Source organism: Acinetobacter sp. ABJ_C4_1, assembly GCF_044538495.1.
Classification (GTDB): domain Bacteria; phylum Pseudomonadota; class Gammaproteobacteria; order Pseudomonadales; family Moraxellaceae; genus Acinetobacter; species Acinetobacter nosocomialis_A.
In genome coordinates this window covers 346,883-362,059 of record NZ_JBIUCQ010000002.1, presented here as the reverse complement: position 1 = coordinate 362,059, position 15,177 = coordinate 346,883, and the positions used below count along the sequence as shown (strand labels likewise).

Here is a 15,177-nt window from a genome sequence, read left to right as displayed (position 1 = left end):
TCCATATAGTTAAAACTAATTATTACTTTACATAGATTTTAAATTTTTAATCAAATTGATCATAATCAAAAACATAATTTGATTCAAGTTAATATTATAAAAATAATAAGCATTATTTTTAACTTTTTTTAAATATTCTATTTGATTTCGTATGATTTTAATTCTAATATGGATTTTTGATAAAAGGAGTTTTATTTTTGGTATAACTCTTTGTTTTTAAAATAAAATATGGAAAACCAAAGAACTTTAATAAGTTTAACGAGCGTGGATTATGCCTAAAAAATTTGAGAACTTTAATAATCCTAGGAAAAAGGCACTCGCAGGGATGAAACAAAGCATTTCAGCTGAACTTTGGGATAAAAATCTTAACTTTTTAACTCAATTAAGAGCGAAGATTGCGAAGCATCCGGTATCTCATCATCCTGCAATTGAAACTCTAAATAACGGAGAGATTAATAAAGAAAATTTAAAGCGCATTCATTTGGAATATCGCCATGCAATCGTACAAACATTCACAGATGCTTTATTAATGGCTCAGTATCAAACTAAGCAGTTAGAGCCTAGATTGCATGCAGGGGCAAAAATGTTCCCACGTTTTCTTTTAAGTCTAAATATATTTGATGAGTTTGGATTTAGACCCGGAGCTGACCGAGATGGTTACTATCAGGGAAACCCTGAATATGCTCATTATCCATTATTCGAAGATGTGCTTAATGATTTTGGAGTAACTGAGGAAGAGCGCCGAAGTTATAAACCGACTAGCATTGCACATCAAGTAAGAGAATTTTTAGAAAACTCCTATAACGACTATAAAGCTGTTTCCGCTTTACTGGCAGTAGCCGAAGAAGAAGTTATTTTATATAGTCCACCTTTGCGAAGAGCAACCAGTGCTGTCGGTATAGAGGTTGAGGGTGGTGGGTATTACCATGTTCATGGTGTATCCGAAGATGAAACTGCTGAGGCAGCAGATGATGATCATGAAGAAGATTTATGGTTTATTTTGATGCAAGCTTGTACAGAAGAAGACTATGTTCATTTAGAAAACTTATGTCTTGAATATTGTGATTTATGGGAAAAGTTTTGGGATGTTCAAATGGAAAACTCGAAATCAATTCCTAAACAGAATCTGGCTTAAGAATATATCAAATAATTAACTCAATAATTTATAACAATCATAAATACTAAAAGGAATGTTTAAAAATATGGAAATAGGAAAAGATCTCTTAAAGTTTAAGCGACCAATTTTTGAATAATGTAGTGATATTCGGCCGTATTTTAAGCATCTTAAAATTAAAGAACCCCAAAAACTGTAGGTTTTTGGGGTTTGTATTTGGTGGGCCCACACAGACTTGAACTGTGGACCAACGGATTATGAGTCCGCTGCTCTAACCAACTGAGCTATAGGCCCTATAAGTAAGAAAAGCTTTTAATCTCAAGGCTTTTCAGTGCTTGCAATACTAATCAATTTTTTTATTAAACACAAGTATTTTTCAAAAGTAGGCGCAGTAGACCTGAAAAATATTTTGCTATATTGTTAATTATCACAAGCGATAGGGATTCTAGCTTATGAGCGCTTCACGAGTAAAGCTAACTAAGCCATTTATCGATCAACTTAAACTCATTCCAGCAATTTATCGCGACAGTGAGATTATTGGCTTTGCTATTCGTGTAAATAATTCCTATAAAACGTACATTGTAGAGAAGAAAGTAAAAGGTAGGTCAATACGTTGTAAATTAGGAGACTACGAAAACATTACTCTTGAAGAAGCACGTATACTTGCCCAGCAAAAGTTAAAAGATTTATCTGAGCCCAAACCTTCAACTATAAAAAATAATAAAATATTAAAAAATAATTTAGATAAGAAAAATTATCAACCCGACTTAAATGAAGCTTTCCAGACTTATATAAATCACCATAAGCTAAAAGAAAGGACATTAGTTGACTATAAAGAAGTCATAGAAAAATACTTAATAGACTGGGGGGAGCTTAAACTAATTCATATTACTGAACAGATGATTGAAGATAAATATATCCAATTATCTAAAAGTAGTTATGCAAAAGCGAATCTATCTATGCGGGTATTGAGAGCTGTTTATTGTTTTTCAGTTAAATATTATCAAGATAAAAATAAAGAAACAGTCATACCTATGATGAACCCAGTTACTTTTTTAAATTCGAAACAACTTTGGCAAGCAGTTCCACCTCGAAATAATTATATTGATAGAGAAAATTTAACAAAATGGGTCCATGCAATTATTGAATATCAAGGTCGGGGCCAAGAAAATGAAACAAATAAGGACTTTTTATTAACACTTGTTTTAACAGGGCTTTTTAGAAATGAGTGTGAAAGTTTACGTTGGGCAGATCTAGACTTGGACGAAGGAAGCCTCTCTTTTATAAATACTTATAATAATGAGCGCTATAAACTTTATATGGGTGATTTCCTTTGGCATTTAATGAAAAAACGTAAAATGAAAATTAGGGAAGAATGGGTGTTCCCATCTGCGAAGTCTAAAACTGGTCATATTGTTAATATTTCAAAATTTCGAAAAAAAATAGAAGAGCAGTGTAATATCTCTTTTACTTTTCAAGATTTACGTAGAACATTTAATTTTGTTGTAGATCACTTAAGTGATAAACCCCTATTTATTAGAAAGGCAGATGAGAAAGAGAAAATGTCAGAATCTATCAATGTGGCTCACGATATGCGCAATAGAATGAATAGGGTAGAACAAGTTGTTCTTGGCACATATAGAGATGAATTTATTAAACCTATCACTACCCATCTATAAAAATTTTGAACTTTCTAAACTAAAAATGAGAATACTTCCTCTTCTAAAATTAGTGTAAGTTTATAGTAAGTTTTGTCAGTAAAACACAGAATGATTATTCTTTCACACTTCCTACAACTATTTGTAATTGATGAATTTTATACTTGATTAAAACACTTGGAATTTATACAGTAGTGGAGTATTTTTGATAATTATTATTATTGCTTAGTCCTGAAATACAGTAAGAAGCCTATTCATAATGAATAGGCTTTTTGCTTTGTTTTTAAATGATAACTCAAGTCTAAATCTCTTAAAAAATTAATCTAATAAAATCAAATAAATAGTTTTTAGGTGTTTTTTAATAAATTGAAAAAAATTGACACGTAAATTTTCATTATGAACAAAACTGATTTAAATAGTAGTCAAAGTGAAACATACCTAAATGCTAAGTTTAATTTTCACTAAACGAGGCATAGGAGTGTCATCATGTTAAAAGCAATGTTTTTCTTCAGCGCAGGTGCAATGTTTGGCTATTGTTATAAGCATAAGAATGATAAAGCTGAAGCTGATAAATCTAAATAAGCATTAAAAACCGCCTATATGGCGGTTTTTAATGAGCAGCATTAGATAAGTTTGCTTGAATAATTTGTACAAGCTCTCTTGCTGCTTTTGATAAGGGTTTATCTTGGAGCCAGATGAGATAGATAGAGAGCGGTAAATGATTTTTTGTATTTTTAAAATCTAGTTGAATTAAATGTCCTTGCTCAATTTTTTCTTTTATTAAAGATAAAGGAAAATTTCCCCATCCCAAACCAGCCTCGACCATATGAATGGCAGTTTGTAAACTGTTGGTTTTCCAATACATGGCCCCAACGATGGAACGTGAGTCCTGCATATTTAATTCACTACTTGCAACCACAATTTGCCGAACATTAATCAAGTCTTCAATAGAGATTAACTTATTCTTTTGTTTTAAAAGTGGATGATGAGCAGAAATTGTGGCGACTAGAGTTTCATTCATCACCAATTGCAAACTTTCACGCATTTTTATATTGAGATCTGAACCTGCAAGGCAAAGACTAATATTTTCTGTATAGAGCAAATTTAGAATATCGTCTTGTGGAGCTGTAATAATCTCTATGTTAAGTAAGGGAAATTTGTCAGCCAGTTTCTTTATGGCTTTAAAAAGTAAATCGGTATTCGCATCTGAAACAACCCCAATTTTTAGTTTACTTTCAAGCCCTAATGAAAGTTCATATGCATGGGTGCCTAATAGCCTAAGTTGCTCAGCAATAATTCTTGCTTGAGGTTCTAATGCTAAAGCTGCTGAAGTAGGAATAACTTTACGGTGAGTACGCTCAAACAGAGGGTAACCAAGTTCTGCCTCGATATTGGCAACAGCCATGCTCACTGCTGATGGTACTCGATTTAACTTACGTGCCGCTGCCGAGAAAGATCCTGTATCTAATACAGTTAAGAAAAGCTCTATATTTTCGCTATTAAAATTCATTTTGATATCAGTAGAACTGAAAGCTGTTAACTTTATGTGTGATTTTAACTGAAACTAAAATAAAAAGAAGTAAGAAAAGATGATTGGTTATGCAAGGTTTAAAGCGTCGTATTGTTTATGTGTCCTCATATGAAATTATTGGAATGGTGATTTCATCGGTTGGTTTAGCTCTTCTCGCTGGCGATAGTGTAGAGCATACTGGTCCGCTCTCAGTCATGATTACGACCATTGCGGTAACATGGAACTTTATTTACAACATTCTTTACGAAAAATGGGAAGCTCGCCAAGAGAATAAGTCACGTACAGTTAAACGTAGAATCGCGCATGCGATCGGTTTTCAAATCACTTTAGTGATGTTCTTAATTCCGCTGATTGCATGGTGGATGAATATTTCTCTCGTTGCCGCATTCTGGCTAGATGTTGCCTTTATTATCATCATTCCAATTTATACATTTATATTTAACTGGACGTTCGATAAATTATTTGGATTACCTGCTTCTGCACAGGTAGAGACTGTTCAATAGTAGAGGAAAACTTTAAAAGAGATATCAAAGTATTGTTCTTTTAACTTTGATATCTCATCTGAAATTATTTGATTTGTTCAAGCTTAAGATTTTTTGAAACCTTTATTTGAGCTCTTTTTGCTAACACATAATATAAAAGCGCAGTTGATAACAATCCAACTAACCAGGATAAATCAACTCCACCTAACATTTCGGCAATTTGTCCTTTGTAAAATTTGCTATCGATAAAGGGTAGTTGAAGTAATATGCCAATAAAATAACAAGCAATACCAATGGTGTTCCAGCGTCCATATTTACCATTTGGATCATATAGTGCGTCTACATCACATTCTTCTTTAGAAATAAAATAATAATCAACTAAATTAATTGCACTCCAAGGAATGAAAAATGTCAGAAGAAATAAAATAAAAGCTTTGAATGCACTTAAGAAGGTATGTTCACCTACAACAGCAATAAATGTCGAGATCAGAACCATTGCAAGAACAATGATAAGTCGGCTCAATTTTGAAATTTGTCCAGTTGGTTTAAAGCTGTTCCAAATGGTCGCTATACACATAAAACTGCCATAAGCATTGAGTGTCGATAAAGTGACCTTTCCAAATGCAATACTAAAATATAAGAAAGTAATCACAAGAGTGATTGGGTTCATGCCTACAACATACTGAACCTCATTACCGACAAAACCACCATTCGATATTTGAGCAATCAATACACCAAGTGTCATAGAAATTTGTGAACCGACTAAAGACCCGAGTCCAACCGCCCAAAACACCCGATTTGAAGAGGTTTTTGTAGGTAAATAACGAGAGTAATCGGCAACATAAGGCCCAAACGAAATTTGCCAAGAAGCAGAAAGAGAAACTGCTAATAAAAATGATGACCAGCTAAAATGGCGTACAGCAAGCAATTCTGAAATATTCGAAAGAGCCAAAATTTGAGTAAGGATAATAATAAAAGCAATTAAACCGATAACGCTTGCGACTTTTCCTACCCAGTGAATTAAGCGATAGCCAATAGTTGCAAATACAATAATAAAACAAGCATAAATTAAAATACCTGTCGTATTACTGACTTGTGCAAGGTGCGCAATTGCTTTACCTGCCAGTACTTCACCAGTTGCGGTAAAGCCAATATACATTAGGCAAACCAGAATAATGGGAATACATGCACCATACACTCCAAATTGAACCCGACTGGAAATCATTTGGGGAAGGCCAAGTTTTGGTCCCTGAGCTGCATGCAAAGCCATGACAGCAGCACCAAAGCATTGTCCGATAAATAGGCCAATGATTGACCAAAATACATCGCCACCTAATACGACGGCTAATGCACCCGTGACAATAGCTGTAATCTGTAAATTGGCACCAAACCAAAGCGTAAATTGGGCGAATATACTGCCATGCCTTTCATTTTCAGGAATAAAGTCAATACTTCGGTTTTCAACAAATCCACTTTTCGATGTTCCAGTTGATGAGTCCATAACACTCTCCTTATCCTTTAAGAGCTTTTCTTTTATTAGAATCCATTTTGTATAAACAAATACAAACATGTATATACAAGTTATTTAAAAAAGAAGCAATGGGTTTATTTAAATCATTGCTATAAAATTTGTGGGCTCATAAATTTAGATGTGCTGTGAAAATTCAACTGGTGTTGTGACTGATTTTATAAATATGAAAAGATTTAATCTGTAAATTAAGCTTATAAAAAAGCCCTCTAATGAGGGCAGATCATCAGACTTCTGCATCAAGAATGGCCTGAAAAAATACAGGTAGCTCTGAAAATTGAACTAATTGAGTTTTATCATCGTGCTTATAATAGTATTGATAGTGGGGCGTTTCAAAAGCGCTATCGAGATATTGCGTTGCATCAGAAAATTGAGCTTTTGCAACGGGTTTATCTTTCTTAAATTTAACGATAATTGGGTTCACAGAGTTTAATTTAACGGGTACACCATTTTCAAATTTGGCAGTTTCAATCAGTAAAGAGATTTTAAAATCACCAAATACGACACAAAACTGACCTCCTTTTTCTGTTCTAATTTCTCGATCGTGAAATAATTCTTTAAATAAGTCTTTTAATGATTCTCTGTGCTTATCTAAAGCTAACTGAAAATCATGATCTTGCTGTTCTAGTTTCTCTTGCTCTTCTTTTAGCAATTTGGCCTGTTTTTCGATTGTTGTAAAATCCAAATTCATCTTAATTTCTCCTTGTTGTGTTTTTAAAACTATATATGGCAACCAATTGTTAAGTTTTAAAGAAACATACATTCTTTGTTACAACGCAATAATTAAGATGAATTTGTGTGATCATTATTTCGTACAAGGCTTAGCCATAAGTGTTGGACGCTTGATTTGAATAAATCCTCCACTACTTAGAACACCTAGCATGACTAAAGCAGTCCCTATAAGTTGCCAGATATTAAGTGCTTGGCCAGCCAATAGTGCCACCAACATACTAAAAACTGGAACAAAGTTAAAAAAGATTGATGCTCGACCTGCACCTAGTTTTTGAATACCATTAAACCAAAATAAATAAGCAATCATGGTAGAGCAGATAATGACGTAACCCATTGCCAAGTGTGCAGTAATAGGTGCTATAACAACTGCTTTAAATGGATGTTCGAAAATTAGACTTAATATGATTAAAGTCAAAGCACCGAACAACATAGAGAAAGTGGTAGTTTCTAAAGGCGTAGCATTTCTTACATAACGGCGTGATAACACGTTGGCTAAACAAAAGCTGATACCACCGAGTAAGATGAATAAGTCACCGATTGCTATTTTTAAATGAAGTAGCGTTGAAATATGTCCATGGCTAATAACGAAAAGCACACCACTTAAACCAAATACAACACCGATAGATTTAGGAAGTGTTAATTTTTCTCCATCAAGCAAAATTGCTAACAGTAGAGTAATCAATGGAGTAGTTGCCATGATTAAAGCACCGTTGACTGCTGATGTTGTCTGTAAGCCATAGAAACAGCCTATATTAAAACCAGCAATGCCTATAATTCCAATAAGAAGATAGATAAATAAATTCTGCCGTAAAACGGTCCAACGCAATTTTCCCATGGCCGCAAAAACAATAAATAGGCCAAGGCTTGCAAGCGTAAAACGTTCAGCTGCTGCTGAAAGAGGAGGCATCGATTGGATAATATAAGACATCGCATTAAATGCTGAGCCCCAAAAAAGCATCGTTATTACAACACCTGTGTAGGCATAAACCATCGTTTTATTCATGATAGGGCTCCGAAAAAGAATGTCTCTATTCTGAGTAATCACTTAAAGGTGTACAATTCCATATTAATTCATCTCTGATGTGAAAATTTGCACAATGATAGATTGGGAAAATTTACATTACTTTTCAGTTTTTTCTGAAGAAAAATCACTTTCAGCTGCGGCAAGAAAGTTAGGGGTTGACCATGCCACTGTTGCAAGAAGAATCGCTCAGTTAGAACAGAATTTAAAATTAAAATTAGTCGATCGTAGACCTCGCACTTACGTTTTAACATCGGAAGGCGAGCGGCTTGCCCAAGTAGTGGCACGTATGATGGAAGAGACGTTTTCTATTGAGCGGCTTGCTCTGGCTGGACAGCAGGAGGTTACGGGGACTATTTCTATTAGTATGCCTCCATTAACGGCTGCTCATCTAATCATGCCTCATCTCGGAAAGTTTTATCATCATTATCCTCAATTAAAACTGCGTGTACTTGGAGATGTTCATTATGTATCTTTGCAGCATAGAGAGGCTGATATTGCAGTAAGGTTTGGGCGACCTAAAGATGAATATTTAGTGGCTCGTAAAGTCGGAGAAATCCCTTTTGGAATATATGCTACCCCAAGTTATTTAGCTTCAACGAACCAAGAAAATTATGAGTGGATTAGTGTAGAGGTCGGTGGTGTACATGGACAGAAACAACAAAAATTAAAAGAGAAATTGAATAATAAAGACCCGCTCATGGTTACTAATCATCCTGAGTTGCAATGGAGAGCTGCATGTGGGGGAGTAGGTTTAGCCGTATTACCTGACTTTTTAGGTCAACAAGGCAATTTGGTAAAATTACCAGATAATGACCCGATGAGCGCTGAAATTTGGTTGGTCATACACGAAGATTTACGAAGTAGTCCGGTGGTAAGAGTAGTGATGGATTTTCTTTTAAATTGTTTTGAACCATTTAGAGTTTAATTTTAAATTTTCTTTAACTCTGTTTTTCCTGATGTACCTATTAAATTAAAAGATTTTTTATTCGTCGGGAAAAATTCCTGCATCTTCTCGTGCTTGTTTTAAAGCTAGAAAAAAGCATAGTAGAAAAAGTAATCCAATAAAAAATAAGAAAAAATCTAAATGACTAATACCTATACCAATTCCGAAAGCCCCTAAACTTAATAATAAAATACAAAAGATTTTCCAAAAAATAAGCATGCGGTTTTATAGTAAAAACTTGAAGTTAGGCTGTAATTGAAGAATATTTCCAGATTTGTTTATGTTTTTTTTCTTATAGGTTATGTAAAACTTTATAATTTATGGAGTTACACACTATGAAGTTCTAGTTTTATCTCAAACATTCTATTTGAGAGACTTTTTAATTATATTGCACATTAGTCTCTATAAAATTCATATTTTCTTAATTAATAGAATGATAATTCTTTAGAAAGCCTGTAGAATAAGAAGACTGAATTTTATTTTTAATTAATTTGTGTTTAAAATTAACCAGTTAAATAGTTTTATCAAACTTTTGTTAAAAAAAAGACTTGATATTTAAGCTGAATTTTGAAATTATAGTCATGCAAATTGTGATCTATTTCCCACAATTTGTATTTCAGGTTAAGTGGTTATCACTAATGCTCATGAGCTTTATTCGCTTATGAGCATTTTTTTAGCTTATTTATTAGTAAAATTTAAAAAATAATTCACATTAAAAGTTAACTTTTTTAGTATTAATTAAAAATTAATCATATAATTTTTTCATTCAATATATCTAACTATGTTCTGTTCAGAGTCAGTACTTAGAATGTACCAAAACTATTCTAATCATATTGAATCGTGACTGTGGCATTAGCTTTGACTTCTCCAGCGGTGACATTGGTAGCAGTCTGGTAGTAACGCGCAGTTAAGGGGACATCATATTGAACCGTTTGGTTAGAGCCTACAGTACCAATCCCTAGTTTATTTCCTTTTTGAATCGTGTTGTTTGCACCATTCATATTCCATAGAAGCTCTACACCAACGCCGTTCGCTTTAGTCGATTCAGCAGCGCTGTTGTTAATAACCTGACTGTTTGAAGTGTCAGAATTATAGTCAAAGCTTAAACTCAATGTGTTACTTGTAGGTACACCAGAGTTATTCTCGCCACCATTACACAGAATGGATAGGTTAAAGTTTTTCTCGCCTTGAGTTGATCCGATAGCTCTAAAGCCTGATTTTGTCACAGTGGGAAGTTCGACAACCGTATCTACGCCATTTTGGATTTCACAAGATGATGATGCAATGAGAATAGGTGCACTTCCTAATACTGTGGTTGTTAAGAAGGGGCGATTCTGTTGACCTGTTACATAGTAAGTACTATAACGACCAGCTACCAATGCTCCAGAGCCTGTAGTGGCAGCAGTTTTAATTACTTCTAAGACAATATAACCTGGAGAAAGTGTGTATGTTGTGTGAGGCGTCAATGTAAGTTTATAAGGGTAATAGCCAGAAGCGTTTGAAGAGTCTGTTACTTCACGATAAATTCGAATGCCTATACCTGGTATGTTTGTAGCATAAACATTATTGCCTATTGAACTAATTGGATAATTTAGAGGTAGAGCTGCTGTAATTTGGTCACTGGGGCGGTTACACGTTGCAGTAGAATTATTGGGTGAAATGGTAAAAGTATTCTTTTGTAGAACTGTCCCGATTGGATCGGTCGGACGAACTACAATAGTACCAATCGTTATTGGAATATCCACTGTGGTAAAACCTTTACTTAAAGTACAGTTTGCATAGGCTTGGTTATAAATAAAGAAACTCGTGATTAATAAGCCACTCTGTATAAGCATTTTTTTCATTTGCAGATTGCCTCTGTCATAATAATTGATTGTTTTTCCTGTGAGATTTTTGATTGAATGTCATATTCAAGTTGACATTGTTCGGTATTACTTTCTCCCCATTTCACATAAAGATGATCATGGGTCAGAGGAGTACGTAAATATATGCGACTACCTTGAGCTACCATTCCAACCACTTCATTATTCTGGTTAAAAACTTGTGCAGCGAATGGCAGATGACCACCATTAGGCGTTTGGGTATTAATAAAGAGTGCATACCCCGTTTTTGTTGAGAAATCGACTTTGGTTATTGATCCTGCATAAGGTGCAATACGGTGACTTGTTTCTGAAAGTTCAACATTTGATGGCATTCCTTGAGGGTCAAGACTAATGTCATTCAAACGATACGGGGTAACATAAGGAATAACTGCATAACCTTGTTTATTAATGCTTAGACCAGACGTGTTGCCGACTCGAGCACCTGTGGCTTCAGGCGCATAGACCAATACCATGGTTTGCACTTGATCTGGTCCAAATAAAAGACCTTTCGAATGGGCAACTACACTTCCGTTTAAATTGACCATTTCCTGTTGATATGCGTCTGATTGACTAAATGACGCACCTACAGTTGTGTAGTTGGTCCGGTAGGTACCATTAATATTTGCGCTGGTTTGCCCTTGATCTTGATATGAAACGGATGAGCCATATTCAAAACGGTTTCCGATATAACCGCTCATCCCTAAAGTCTTACTATCTTCTGAAATAGAACTATTAAAGTTAATTGTGTTTTTCTTAATTTTAAGTGGAAAAGATAAGGACAATAAATATTGCGTTTCATGATCTGACCGTTGATTTTCTAGGTCTAACTCATGAGTCATTGCGGAAATACTGTAGGTTAAATCTTTAAATTGATTGCTGTATCCAAATTGAAATTGTTGATTACGATGAGGTTGATTCCAGTAACTAATCCATGAACCGACCAAATAAAAATTGCCCCATTGATTTGGAAGACTTTGATTTAATGTGACCTGAAATTCGCTTTTTTGCTTCCCCACAGAAAAACTATCGATATTTCTTTGTTGTAAATCTTGAATTAAAATTGAGTCTCTTAATTTCAAATAATTTTCGGTTGAGTATCTGTAGGTTGCCAAAGTTAAATTTGTATTCGTTGGCGTAAATAATCGATTATAACTTAAACGGTAACTTTGCCCTTTAAGTGTAGGCTTTTGGTCAAAATCAGCATTCGATTGAGTTGCATCAAATGCAATTGCACCAATTGGAGTTGCAAATGCGCTACCTATGAGAAAAGACTGGTAGTGCTCGGTTGCCTGAAACCCTGCATAACTTGTTAAATAGTTATTAAAGCCTCTTTGATATTTCCCTTGTACCAGCCATGGATTTAAATTGATAGTGGCATCTCTAAACTGTCCCAGAGTAAAAGAATAACGGCTCATCTTTGGGCGTAGCATCTCTACTACAGAAGCGTAGGGAATGGAGAACTTTTGAATTTCTCCATTGGTCTCGTATATAGAAACTTGTAGTTCACCACCAAAACCTGTCGGGTAAAGATCGTTAATTTCAAAACTTCCGGGTGTAACAGTAGTTTGATAAATTAAATTTCCCTGTTGGCGTACTTCAACTTTCGCATTGGTTTTTGCATAACCCCGAATTTGTGGAGCATATCCAAGCATACTGTTAGGTAGCATGCGGTCATCACTTGATATGTTAATTCCACGATAAGGTAGGGCATCAAAAAAATTACTATTGGTAAAGTAATCACCTAAAGTAACGACACTATTGAGCTTAGGAAATGCTTTTTGGGCATAAGTATTATTTGATGTATAGGAAGAAGTCTTTTCTGAGATTTCGTTATGATCTTGCCATTTCCACTGACCAGTATGGCGTAATTGCCAGTCATAGAGATTTATCCCGACATTTGTACCCATAAAAGCATGACTTGTTTCATGGTCATTACTTACAATACGATAGGCAGAAGCATTGTATGCAAAAAAAGCAGCATTTATACCCCGATCCCATAAACGTGGGTCGACGTATCCTTGAGCATTTTTTTGTAAAGCAACTTGAGGGATCGAAATATCAAGTCTTAGACGAGAAGTATCAAATTGATAAAAAGCATCGTTGACCCATTTTTCTAAATCACTACAGGTAGGTAAATTATTTGCTTCCCGATGAAGAATTTCTGATTTAACCCCATATTCTAAAAGCATATCTGCGGTAAAACAGGTTTTTGCATTTTCATTAGAACTTGTAGTTTTAAAAACAAACTTTCTTTTACCTAACCATTGTCCATTAATATATACATCAAGACTATATTCACCCGGTAAAATAGGATTGCCATATTTAAATCGGCCAATGTCGATTTTCTGTGCATTTCCTACCAAAAAGTTAGTATCAAAGTCTGCTTTTAGTATATTTTGCCCACTCATATTGTCTGATGCATATGCGACTAAGGGCACATTAATCGCTATGCTTAATACTAGATAATAACTAGTGCGCTTTTTAAAGCATGTGCTGAGCATGAACCATTCTGACATAGTCTTTATGCCTATTCATAAATAGGTGTTTAAGTTTTTAAAAAGATAGATAGGTTTAGAACTTTATTGTTTTTTCAATTCGCCCGCCGTAATCATTTATATAAACAAAGCTCATATTCGTTATATTGCTATTTTTAAGTTTTATTTGATCTTCTGAAAATGGAGCAATCATCAAACCTTGTTTTAATAAGTCTGTTTTTTGATGATTCACTTCTTGAAAAATTGAGCTTATTGTAATGTAAAAGGGAGTAGGGTTTTTAATAAGCAATGTTTCCCCGTTTTTTACCCACTGGATTTTTTCACTAAATGTATCAATATTTTCTTTTAAATTTACTGGTCGATAAAAGAATTTAATTCGTGAACGAATCGCTAATTGAAGAAAATTATTAGGTAATACTTCATTATTTTCTTGTTTTTTTCCTTCTGGTCTTGGGGGAATATCTAATACATTAAGCCAGAAAACACTTTCTTTATTTTGGTTTAATTGAGATGCATTTGGTAATGCAGTAATTCGTAAGGTTTGACCTTTAGATGGTTCGATTCGTGAAATAGGAGGTGTAATAATAAAGGGTACATTCGACTCATCGGGAGTCGATTTTGCATTTCCGTCATCAATCCAAGCTTGAACAAGAGAAGGAGCTGTACCATTATTGCTGAGCTGTAAGCTGACTTCTCGGGCGTCCGATGGGTATATTACGCGTGTACCATGAAGTACTATTTCAGCATGTCCTGTATTAGCAATTACGGCTTGAAGACAAGCCATTCCCCAAAAAAATTTACGACCACGAAAAAGCATGAGTCATATTCTCAATAACAAATAATAGATGAGATATAGCTTCTATTTAATAATAGAAGCTGGTTTTAATTTATTGATAAATAATCGTGTATTTCACTTGTGAAGTTACAGTACCAGCAGTAGATGCACCAGTCGCATAATATTCAGCATAATAATTAAGATCGGCATTACCACCAGCAGAAACATTTACCCATTGAGAGTTATCCTGTGCGCCTGAAATCCCTTTAGCAAGTACAGGAATTACTGCATTATTGCTTCCTAATAGTTGAATATTGACATTAGCAGCTGCACCAGAGGTAGCTTGGTTTAATAAGCGGCCAGTATTAAAATCAACCGTTGCACCTGGTTCAAAATAAGTTGCAACTTTTCCAGCTGAAGCACAATTGGTTAAATTAATTTGAAAAGGAGTGCGACCAGCAACATCACCTGCATTTTTTAAAGATTGAGATGATACTGTAGGTAAATTCACAGTAAGGTTTTTATCACCTGTATCGATTGTACAAGTATTATCAGTTACTAAACCATTAATAGTAATTGTACCGTCCGCTGCTTGTGCTGCTGTAATATTAAAAAGCGTAGCTGTCGCTATAAAAATAAATTTTTTCATAAAATCCCCGAAATATCCTATAAGTATAGATTGCTTACTTTTCAGTGCTTTTATTCTGATCAAGTAGTGCGGTGGAAATATAGCACCTTTCAATTAAAAAACAAGAATAACATTATATTTTTATGTATTTTGATTGGTTATTTTTTAATTAATAATTGGGTTTTAATTCTAATTTTTATCATCTGGTAAAATACATTAAATTTATTTTATTTAAAATAAATTGATAATGAGTTTAATTTAAGTTGTTGAATTTAATTAATTTAAGTTTTTCTTTAAAAAGAAATATAAAATATATATTCTCTTCTTTATTTAAGTGATTGTTTTTTAATGATAAAATTGTTTTGTTTATATTGCTTAAAGATATTTATTTTTTTAAGAATTTTT

General features: G+C 34.1%; 13 protein-coding genes and 1 tRNA gene. 4 read left to right on the top strand and 10 right to left on the bottom strand.

The window, feature by feature from the left end:
- Nucleotides 1-271 precede the first annotated feature (271 nt).
- On the top strand, nucleotides 272-1,135 hold the full coding sequence (locus ACIF8R_RS04645) for a hypothetical protein (RefSeq protein WP_396479359.1): 864 nt from the start codon (nucleotides 272-274) through the stop codon (nucleotides 1,133-1,135).
- A gap of 196 nt (nucleotides 1,136-1,331) precedes the next feature.
- Here the strand turns inward: ACIF8R_RS04645 and ACIF8R_RS04640 are convergent.
- Nucleotides 1,332-1,408 (bottom strand) — tRNA-Ile (locus ACIF8R_RS04640).
- A gap of 158 nt (nucleotides 1,409-1,566) precedes the next feature.
- Here ACIF8R_RS04640 and ACIF8R_RS04635 point away from each other — a divergent pair.
- Nucleotides 1,567-2,793: a tyrosine-type recombinase/integrase gene (locus ACIF8R_RS04635; RefSeq protein WP_396479357.1), complete on the top strand. Its 1,227-nt coding sequence runs from the start codon at nucleotides 1,567-1,569 to the stop codon at nucleotides 2,791-2,793.
- A 589-nt stretch (nucleotides 2,794-3,382) separates the two neighbouring features.
- Here ACIF8R_RS04635 and ACIF8R_RS04630 read toward each other — a convergent pair.
- Nucleotides 3,383-4,282, bottom strand: a complete 900-nt coding sequence (locus ACIF8R_RS04630; protein ID WP_396479355.1) for a LysR family transcriptional regulator — start codon at nucleotides 4,280-4,282, stop codon at nucleotides 3,383-3,385.
- Between the two features lie 89 nt (nucleotides 4,283-4,371).
- Between ACIF8R_RS04630 and ACIF8R_RS04625 the strand changes: the two genes are divergently transcribed.
- Nucleotides 4,372-4,806, top strand: a complete 435-nt coding sequence (locus ACIF8R_RS04625; protein ID WP_396479353.1) for a PACE efflux transporter — start codon at nucleotides 4,372-4,374, stop codon at nucleotides 4,804-4,806.
- 64 nt (nucleotides 4,807-4,870) lie between these two features.
- Here ACIF8R_RS04625 and ACIF8R_RS04620 read toward each other — a convergent pair whose 3' ends face one another.
- The 3 genes from ACIF8R_RS04620 to ACIF8R_RS04610 all read right to left on the bottom strand — a co-directional run bounded on the left by ACIF8R_RS04620 (nucleotide 4,871) and on the right by ACIF8R_RS04610 (nucleotide 8,048).
- A complete protein-coding gene (locus ACIF8R_RS04620; protein WP_396479352.1) occupies nucleotides 4,871-6,286 on the bottom strand; it encodes a purine-cytosine permease family protein in 1,416 nt (471 codons plus the stop codon).
- Between the two features lie 253 nt (nucleotides 6,287-6,539).
- Complete coding sequence (locus ACIF8R_RS04615) at nucleotides 6,540-7,004, bottom strand: hypothetical protein (protein WP_396479525.1); 465 nt, start codon at nucleotides 7,002-7,004, stop codon at nucleotides 6,540-6,542.
- Between the two features lie 114 nt (nucleotides 7,005-7,118).
- Nucleotides 7,119-8,048 carry a DMT family transporter gene (locus tag ACIF8R_RS04610; protein ID WP_396479350.1) on the bottom strand — a complete coding sequence of 310 codons (930 nt, stop codon included), beginning with the start codon at nucleotides 8,046-8,048 and terminating at the stop codon, nucleotides 7,119-7,121.
- 94 nt (nucleotides 8,049-8,142) lie between these two features.
- Between ACIF8R_RS04610 and ACIF8R_RS04605 the strand changes: the two genes are divergently transcribed.
- The gene (locus ACIF8R_RS04605; RefSeq protein ID WP_396479348.1) at nucleotides 8,143-8,994 is read left to right on the top strand and encodes a LysR family transcriptional regulator; all 852 of its coding nucleotides are present in this window, start codon (nucleotides 8,143-8,145) and stop codon (nucleotides 8,992-8,994) included.
- A gap of 57 nt (nucleotides 8,995-9,051) precedes the next feature.
- On the opposite strand, the gene ACIF8R_RS04600 is transcribed toward ACIF8R_RS04605, so the two are convergent.
- The 5 genes from ACIF8R_RS04600 to ACIF8R_RS04580 all read right to left on the bottom strand — a co-directional run bounded on the left by ACIF8R_RS04600 (nucleotide 9,052) and on the right by ACIF8R_RS04580 (nucleotide 14,793).
- On the bottom strand, nucleotides 9,052-9,231 hold the full coding sequence (locus ACIF8R_RS04600) for a hypothetical protein (RefSeq protein ID WP_263613549.1): 180 nt from the start codon (nucleotides 9,229-9,231) through the stop codon (nucleotides 9,052-9,054).
- 605 nt (nucleotides 9,232-9,836) lie between these two features.
- Nucleotides 9,837-10,856, bottom strand: a complete 1,020-nt coding sequence (locus ACIF8R_RS04595; RefSeq protein ID WP_396479345.1) for a fimbrial protein — start codon at nucleotides 10,854-10,856, stop codon at nucleotides 9,837-9,839.
- Entirely contained in the window at nucleotides 10,853-13,390 is a 2,538-nt protein-coding gene (locus ACIF8R_RS04590) for a fimbria/pilus outer membrane usher protein (protein WP_396479343.1), read from the bottom strand. Before ACIF8R_RS04590 ends, ACIF8R_RS04595 begins: the two co-directional genes overlap by 4 nt.
- Nucleotides 13,391-13,445: 55 nt before the next feature.
- On the bottom strand, nucleotides 13,446-14,186 hold the full coding sequence (locus ACIF8R_RS04585) for a molecular chaperone (RefSeq protein WP_396479341.1): 741 nt from the start codon (nucleotides 14,184-14,186) through the stop codon (nucleotides 13,446-13,448).
- Nucleotides 14,187-14,256: 70 nt separating this feature from the next.
- Nucleotides 14,257-14,793, bottom strand: coding sequence for a fimbrial protein (locus tag ACIF8R_RS04580; RefSeq protein ID WP_311071398.1), 537 nt, complete (start codon nucleotides 14,791-14,793; stop codon nucleotides 14,257-14,259).
- Between the last annotated feature and the right edge of the window lie 384 nt (nucleotides 14,794-15,177).

Excerpts from the sequence above, each read along its gene's own strand:
- ACIF8R_RS04605 (WP_396479348.1), top strand. The coding sequence starts at position 8,143 with ATGATAGATTGGGAAAATTTACATTACTTTTCAGTTTTTTCTGAAGAA.
- ACIF8R_RS04600 (WP_263613549.1), bottom strand. The coding sequence starts at position 9,231 with ATGCTTATTTTTTGGAAAATCTTTTGTATTTTATTATTAAGTTTAGGG.
- ACIF8R_RS04625 (WP_396479353.1), top strand. The coding sequence starts at position 4,372 with ATGCAAGGTTTAAAGCGTCGTATTGTTTATGTGTCCTCATATGAAATT.
- ACIF8R_RS04620 (WP_396479352.1), bottom strand. The coding sequence starts at position 6,286 with ATGGACTCATCAACTGGAACATCGAAAAGTGGATTTGTTGAAAACCGA.
- ACIF8R_RS04590 (WP_396479343.1), bottom strand. The coding sequence starts at position 13,390 with ATGTCAGAATGGTTCATGCTCAGCACATGCTTTAAAAAGCGCACTAGT.
- ACIF8R_RS04585 (WP_396479341.1), bottom strand. The coding sequence starts at position 14,186 with ATGCTTTTTCGTGGTCGTAAATTTTTTTGGGGAATGGCTTGTCTTCAA.
- ACIF8R_RS04610 (WP_396479350.1), bottom strand. The coding sequence starts at position 8,048 with ATGAATAAAACGATGGTTTATGCCTACACAGGTGTTGTAATAACGATG.
- ACIF8R_RS04630 (WP_396479355.1), bottom strand. The coding sequence starts at position 4,282 with ATGAATTTTAATAGCGAAAATATAGAGCTTTTCTTAACTGTATTAGAT.
- ACIF8R_RS04595 (WP_396479345.1), bottom strand. The coding sequence starts at position 10,856 with ATGAAAAAAATGCTTATACAGAGTGGCTTATTAATCACGAGTTTCTTT.
- ACIF8R_RS04615 (WP_396479525.1), bottom strand. The coding sequence starts at position 7,004 with ATGAATTTGGATTTTACAACAATCGAAAAACAGGCCAAATTGCTAAAA.
- ACIF8R_RS04635 (WP_396479357.1), top strand. The coding sequence starts at position 1,567 with ATGAGCGCTTCACGAGTAAAGCTAACTAAGCCATTTATCGATCAACTT.
- ACIF8R_RS04580 (WP_311071398.1), bottom strand. The coding sequence starts at position 14,793 with ATGAAAAAATTTATTTTTATAGCGACAGCTACGCTTTTTAATATTACA.
- ACIF8R_RS04645 (WP_396479359.1), top strand. The coding sequence starts at position 272 with ATGCCTAAAAAATTTGAGAACTTTAATAATCCTAGGAAAAAGGCACTC.